This window comes from Streptomyces sp. NPDC002690, assembly GCF_053592415.1.
This window is the reverse complement of record NZ_JBSFVR010000417.1, coordinates 1-6,178: the sequence shown is the minus strand read 5'-3', so window position 1 is coordinate 6,178 and position 6,178 is coordinate 1. Positions and strand designations below refer to the sequence as shown.

5 protein-coding genes and 1 pseudogene are annotated in these 6,178 nt (G+C 71.0%); 2 read left to right on the top strand and 4 right to left on the bottom strand.

Going from position 1 to position 6,178, the window contains the following annotated elements; translation table 11 throughout:
* Nucleotides 1-171: 171 nt before the first annotated feature.
* The gene (locus ACWD3D_RS32170) at nucleotides 172-987 is read right to left on the bottom strand and encodes an endonuclease I family protein (RefSeq protein WP_451464262.1); all 816 of its coding nucleotides are present in this window, start codon (nucleotides 985-987) and stop codon (nucleotides 172-174) included.
* 358 nt (nucleotides 988-1,345) lie between these two features.
* Between ACWD3D_RS32170 and ACWD3D_RS32165 the strand changes: the two genes are divergently transcribed.
* Both ACWD3D_RS32165 and ACWD3D_RS32160 read left to right on the top strand, forming a co-directional pair.
* On the top strand, nucleotides 1,346-1,570 hold the full coding sequence (locus ACWD3D_RS32165) for a hypothetical protein (protein ID WP_451464261.1): 225 nt from the start codon (nucleotides 1,346-1,348) through the stop codon (nucleotides 1,568-1,570).
* Nucleotides 1,571-1,640: 70 nt separating this feature from the next.
* The gene (locus ACWD3D_RS32160) at nucleotides 1,641-2,816 is read left to right on the top strand and encodes a methyltransferase (RefSeq protein ID WP_451464260.1); all 1,176 of its coding nucleotides are present in this window, start codon (nucleotides 1,641-1,643) and stop codon (nucleotides 2,814-2,816) included.
* Between the two features lie 105 nt (nucleotides 2,817-2,921).
* Here the strand turns inward: ACWD3D_RS32160 and ACWD3D_RS32155 are convergent, their stop codons facing one another.
* The 3 genes and pseudogenes from ACWD3D_RS32155 to ACWD3D_RS32145 form a co-directional block, all read right to left on the bottom strand.
* Nucleotides 2,922-3,590 (bottom strand): response regulator, encoded by a 669-nt coding sequence (locus ACWD3D_RS32155; protein WP_451464259.1) that lies wholly within the window; start codon nucleotides 3,588-3,590, stop codon nucleotides 2,922-2,924.
* Complete coding sequence (locus ACWD3D_RS32150) at nucleotides 3,587-4,840, bottom strand: sensor histidine kinase (protein WP_451464258.1); 1,254 nt, start codon at nucleotides 4,838-4,840, stop codon at nucleotides 3,587-3,589. The genes ACWD3D_RS32155 and ACWD3D_RS32150 overlap by 4 nt, the downstream gene beginning before the upstream one ends.
* Before the next feature lie 122 nt (nucleotides 4,841-4,962).
* Nucleotides 4,963-6,075 (bottom strand): annotated as a pseudogene (locus tag ACWD3D_RS32145) (MMPL family transporter); the annotation flags it as partial.
* Nucleotides 6,076-6,178 lie beyond the last annotated feature (103 nt).

Genomic DNA, 6,178 nt, shown 5'->3' with positions numbered 1-6,178 from the left:
GGTCAGGACCAAGACCAGGGCCAGCAGGGTCAGGACCAGCAGGGGCAGGACCAAGACCAGGGCCAGCAGGGTCAGGACCAGCAGGGGCAAGACCATGAACGACGGGCCCACCGACCGGCCGTGGTCCGGGACGCCACCGGCCGGTGACGGCGGCGCCCCGGAACGGTGGGGCTACCAGATCGACTCGACCCATTCCGGGTGGTCGATGAACGGGTTCCGGTTGTGCTGGTACTGGGCGTATATGACCTCGTTGCGGTTCTTCTCGAACGCGCTCGGCGGGTCCTCCTGGCTCCACTCCTTCAGTACGGAGAGCTTGCCGATGTTCGGCGCCGAGCCGTTGTTCACCTTCTCGTTGGGCTCCAGGTCGGCCCAGGCGTCGTCGCCCTCGTAGCGCACCGCCATGTAGAGGATCATCCGCGCGACATCGCCCTTGTCGGCGTCGCGGGGTTCGAACGAGTCACTGTCCGTGTAATTCCCCGGAGCGCCGGACACCTGACTGCCGCCGTTGTCGAAGTCCTTGTTGCCCCGGATGGAGTTGACCTGGACGTCGGCCGGTCGCAGGTGGTGCAGATCGGTGCCGGGGCCGGTCGCCGTACCGAAGTCGCCGTGCGATTTGGCCCAGACGTGCTCGCGGTTCCACTGGCCGACGTTCCCGCCGTTGTCGTCCTCCGACTGCGACTCGCCGGTGTACAGCAGGATGACGTTGTCCGGGTTGGCGGGGTCCTCGTCGGTGTCCTTCAGTGCCTCCCAGACCTGGCTGTAGGAGACCTTGGTCTGGCTGCTGATGATGGTGTGCAGGGCCGCCTTGAGGGCCGTGCCGGACTTGCCGAGGGCGTTGGCGTAGTAGGTGTCGTCCAGGGTGACGGACGCGGCGGCGGGCGCCGGGGTGTCCTCGGCGGGGGTGGCCGCCGCGGTGCCGGTGAGAACGGTGACGGCGGCGAGGGCGGCCAGGAGTGGACGCGCGTAGATTTTTGGCTGACGGGACATGTGGGGTGTCCTCTCCGGGACGGGAAGGGCTGCGGCCACCCTCTGATTCGTGGGGGAGGGAGGGGATGCGGCAGTCATGTGAAGGGCGATCTGTTCGGCAGCCTTCCATGCGCGCCGTACTCCATGCATGAACGGAACGTAATCATCATGTGCAGGTCAAGTGGTGACCGGTCCCGCCGGCCCCTGCCGCATCAGAAGTCGCACCCGTCGGGCCCACATCCCTCGGGGAGTTCGCGCTCGGGCCCGTCGAGTTCGCTTCCCCGCGATCGCGACGAAGGCTCCCGGCAGCGGTCCTGGCGGCCTCGGATGCGCGTGTCGCGCCGCGGCGCGAGAATTGGCGAAAGGACGAGGAGGCGGCATGAGCCAAGATCCCGAATCCATATACCTCACGCGTGACGCACAGGCGATCACGCGTGAGGAGGTCACGCCGGACCGGCTGCTCCACACCGGAGCGGTGGACCATCCCACTCCGGAGGACCTGGTCCTCGCGTCGGGCCGGGACGTGACACCGGCGAGTCTGGAATGGGCCAGGCGCACACTCGCGGAGGAGGGCCGTTCGGCCATCGACAAGCGCCTGCCCTGATGCCGGCGGGCTCCGGGAGGGGTGCGCCCGGCGCGGCGGGTGCTCCCTCCCGGGTTAGCCTGAACGCACAATGAACTGTTTGACGACGTCACAGGGCCCCGTCGACCTGGCCCGTTTCCCCGAGCACCCGCGCGACCCCCTCCGCGCCTGGGACGCCGCCGACGAGTACCTCCTCAAGCGGCTGGACGGCCCCGCGGAGCCCGGTGAGGCCGGACCGGCCGGTCCGGTCGATCTCTCCGGCACCGTCGTGGTGGTGGGCGACCGCTGGGGCGCGCTCTCCACGGTGCTGGCGCGGCACCGGCCCGTACAGATCTCGGACTCCTTCCTGGCCCAGTGCGCCACCCGCGCGAACCTCGCCCGCAACGGCGTCGACCCCGGGGAGGTGCGACTGCTGTCGTCGCGCGACACTCCGCCGGACCGGATCGACGTCCTGCTCGTACGCGTGCCCAAGAGTCTGGCGTTCCTGGAAGACCAGCTGCACCGCCTCGCGCCCTCTCTCCACGAGGGCACCGTGGTCATCGGCGCGGGCATGGTCAAGGAGATCCACACCTCCACGCTCAAGCTCTTCGAGCGCATCGTCGGCCCGACCCGCACCTCGCTCGCGGTCCGCAAGGCCCGGCTGATCTTCTCCACCCCGGACCCGGCTCCGGCCCGTACGCCCAGCCCCTGGCCGCTGCGGTACGAACTGCCCGCGGACATCGGGACCGCCGCGGGCCGCACGGTCGTCAACCACGCCGGCATCTTCTGCGCCGAGCGGCTCGACATCGGCACCCGCTTCTTCCTGAAGCACCTGCCCACGCGCTCCGGACCCGACCGGGTCGTCGACCTCGGCTGCGGCAACGGCGTCGTCGGCCTCGCGGCGGCGCTCGCCAACCCGGACGCCTCCGTCCTCTTCACGGACGAGTCGTACCAGGCCGTCGCCTCCGCCGAGGAGACTTTCCGGGCCGGCACGGAGCCGGGCCGCGAGGCGTCCTTCGTCGTCGGCGACGTGCTCACCGACGTGGAGCCCGGCAGCGTGGACCTGGTCCTCACCAATCCGCCGTTCCACTCCCATCTGGCCACCACCGACGCCACCGCCCGGAACATGTTCCACGGCGCGCGGACCGCGCTGCGGCAGGGTGGCGAACTCTGGGTCGTCGGCAACCGGCACCTCGGCTACCACACGCAACTGCGCCGGATCTTCGGCAACTGCACCACCGTCGCGGGTGACCCGAAGTTCGTGGTCCTGCGTGCTGTAAAGCGCTGACGCGGAGAAGACGGGAAGGCCCGGCGCCGGGAGTCCGGGAGTCCGGGAGTCCGGCGCCGGGCTTCTTCGCGCCGGGCTTCTTCGCGCCGGGCTTCTTCGCGCCGGTCAGGCGGGCGGCCGTACCAGCCCCGTCCGGTAGGCCAGCGCGACGAGCTGCGCCCGGTCGCGGGAGCGCGTCTTCGCGAGCGTGCGGTGGACGTGGGTGCGTACGGTCAGCGGACTGAGGAACAGCCGGTCGGCGATCTCGTGGTTGGAGAGCCCCTCCGCGACCAGGACCGCCACCTCCCGTTCCCGGGGGGTGAGCCCGTCCAGCGCGTCCGCGTCGGCGGGCGGCGAGGGGGGCGGCGTCCCGACGAACGAGGCGATCAGCGAACGGGTCGCCACCGGCGACAGGAGCGCCTCTCCCGCGGCCACGGTCCTGATCGCGTCGAGCAGGGTGTCGGGGTCCGCGTCCTTCCCGAGGAAGCCGCTCGCCCCGGCGCGCAGTGCGCGGGCCACGTACTCGTCGGTCTCGAAAGTGGTCAGGATCAGGACCCGGGTGGGGGCCAGGTCCGGGTCCGAGCAGATGGCCTCGGTGGCCGCCAGACCGTCGGTTCCCGGCATGCGGATGTCCATCAGGACCACGTCGGGGCGATGGGCGCGCACCGCCCCGACCGCTGCCGCCCCGTCCGAGGCCTCGGCGACGACGACGAGGTCGTCGGTGGAGTCGATGAGCATGCGGAACGTCGCGCGCAGCAGGCCTTGATCGTCAGCCAGCAGAACGGTGCAGGTCATGGGGTGGGGTCCTGTTCACAAGTGGGGTCGCCGGCGCTCAGCTCGCCCGGCAGCAGAGGGAGTTCCGCCACCACCGCGAAGCCGGCCCCCCGGCGTCCCGCCGTCAGTGTGCCGCCGACGAGCTGGGCCCGCTCGTGCATGCCGAGCAGTCCGAACCCCGACGGCGCCCCGGCCGGTGGTCGCGGGTGTCCCTGGGCTCCGGCGGGACCGTCGTCCGTGACGGTCAGCACGATGCGGTCGCGGTGGTAGAGCAACGTCACGGTAGCCGCATCGGTGTGCGCGTGTTTGGCCGCGTTCGTCAAAGCCTCCTGGACGATCCGGTACGCGGTGAGACCGACGCCGGACGAGACCGGGAGGGGGTCACCCTCGGTGCGCAGGGCCACCCGGAGTCCCGCCGGTGCGAACGACTCCGTGAGCTCGGGCAGATCCTCCAGGCCCGGGGCCGGTTCGAGAGGCGAGTCCGTGTCACCGGCCTCCCGGAGCACCGCCACGGTCGCCTTGAGCTCGCGCAGCGCCGACGAGGTGGTGCCCGTGAGCTCTTCGAGCACCCGGGTGACCCGCGGGTCGGGGTTGCGGCGGGCGAGATACGCGGCGGTGCCCGCCTGCGCGTTCGCCAGGGTCATGTGGTGGGCGACGACGTCGTGCAGGTCGCGCGCGATGCGGATGCGTTCCTCGTCCACCCGTCGCCTGGCCTCCTCCTCACGGGTCCGTTCGGCGTACACGGCCCGCGCCTCCACCGCTTCGAGGTACGCCCGGCGCAACTGGACGGCGCCTCCGACGTAGGGCATCAGCAGCAGCCAGGCGACCGGGTTGACGGTCTGGAGCACGAAGGAGTAGTTCGCCGTGTCCTCGAACAGCGACACACCCACCAGCAGCAGGGCCACTCCGGCCGCCCAGCGGAAGGCCTCGTGCCGGTCCTCGTCCCGTGCGAGCCAGTAGAGCGACGCCATCAGCGGGCCGAGGACCAGGGGCGTCAGGAGGAACCCCAGACCGGTGGCACCGGCGGCGCACGCGGCGGTGACCACCACCGTGGCGCGCGGGTGCCGCCGGTGGGCCATCAACGCCAGGCTTCCCACGCCGCCGAGCACCGCCCCCCAGACCCACTGACTGCCGTCGTCCGGATGCGTACTGGTGGCGACGCCCCCGGTGACGGTCACCACGAACAGGAAGAGGGCGAGTGCGGCGTCGGCGGCGAGGGTGCGCCGACGTACGAGTTGCTCCCAGCGCGCGACGAGGGCCCGAGCCTTCATCGGCGGCCTCCTTCTGGCTTTCCGTCCCATCGTGATCTCTTTCGTGCGCGGTCGCGAGCGGGCTGCCCGTGTCGCGGGGGACACGGGCAGCCCGGAATCGGCGGGGCGGACCCCAGGGGTACTCAGACGCCGGCGGGTTCGCGCTCCGACGGTTCGTGCCCGGACGGTTCCGTGGAGTCCGGCTTCGGAGCCCCGGCCGCGCCGGTGAGCTTCTCGCCCTCCACGTCGACCTTCGGCAGAATCCTCGCCAGCGGCTTCGGCAGCCACCAGGCCCACCGCCCGAGGAGCGCGAGCACCGCCGGTACGAAGGCCATCCGGACGACGAGCGCGTCGAAGAGCACGGCGATCGCCAGACCGAAACCGATCGTTTTGATCATCGACTCGTCCGCGGTGACGAAGCCCGCGAAGACCGACATCATGATCAGCGCGGCGGCGACGACCACCCTGCCGCTGGCCCGGAATCCGCTGACGACCGCTTGCTTCGGGCTCTCGCCGTGCACGTACGACTCGCGGATGCGGGAGACGAGGAAGACCTCGTAGTCCATCGCCAGGCCGAACACGATGCCCACCAGGAAGATCGGCATCATGCTCATGATCGGTCCGGCCTGCTCCACACCCAGCAGACTCGCGCCCCAGCCCCACTGGAAGACGGCGACCACGGCACCCAGCGCCGCCAGCACCGACAGGAGGAAGCCGAGCGTGGCCTTGAGAGGTACGAGCACCGAGCGGAAGACCACCATCAGCAACAGCAGGGCGAGGCCGACGATCAGGATCAGATAGGGAACGAGGGCGTCCTGGATCTTCTGCGCGACGTCGATGTTCAGCGCGGTCGTCCCGGTCACCTCGAAGGTGGCTCCGGTGCCGGCCTCGATCGGAGCCCGGTCGCCGCGGATGGTGTCGACGAGTTCGACGGTGGCCGTGTCGGTCGGGCTGGTGGACGGCACCGCCGAAAGGACCGCGGTGTCACCGGCCTCGTTGAAGCGGGGCGCGGACACCGACTCCACGCCGTCCGTCCCGGCCAGTCGGTCGTGGATGTCCGTCACCGCGCTCCGGGGGTCGGCCGAGCCCTGGGCGTCCACGACGATGGTGAGCGGCCCGTTGAAGCCGGGGCCGAAGCCCTCGGCCAGCGCGTCGTAGGCCCGGCGCTCGGTGGAGGAGACGGACTTCGACTCGGCGCCCGGCATGCCCAGCTGCAGATCCAGCACGGGCAGGGCGATCACGCCGAGGCCGATCACCGACGCGACGAACCGCTTGCCCGTACCCGCTCCATCAGCGCGGGCAACTCACCCACACCCGGCTGTGGTTCGAGAGGTGCGCAGGTGGCCGCCGGCCCGTCCT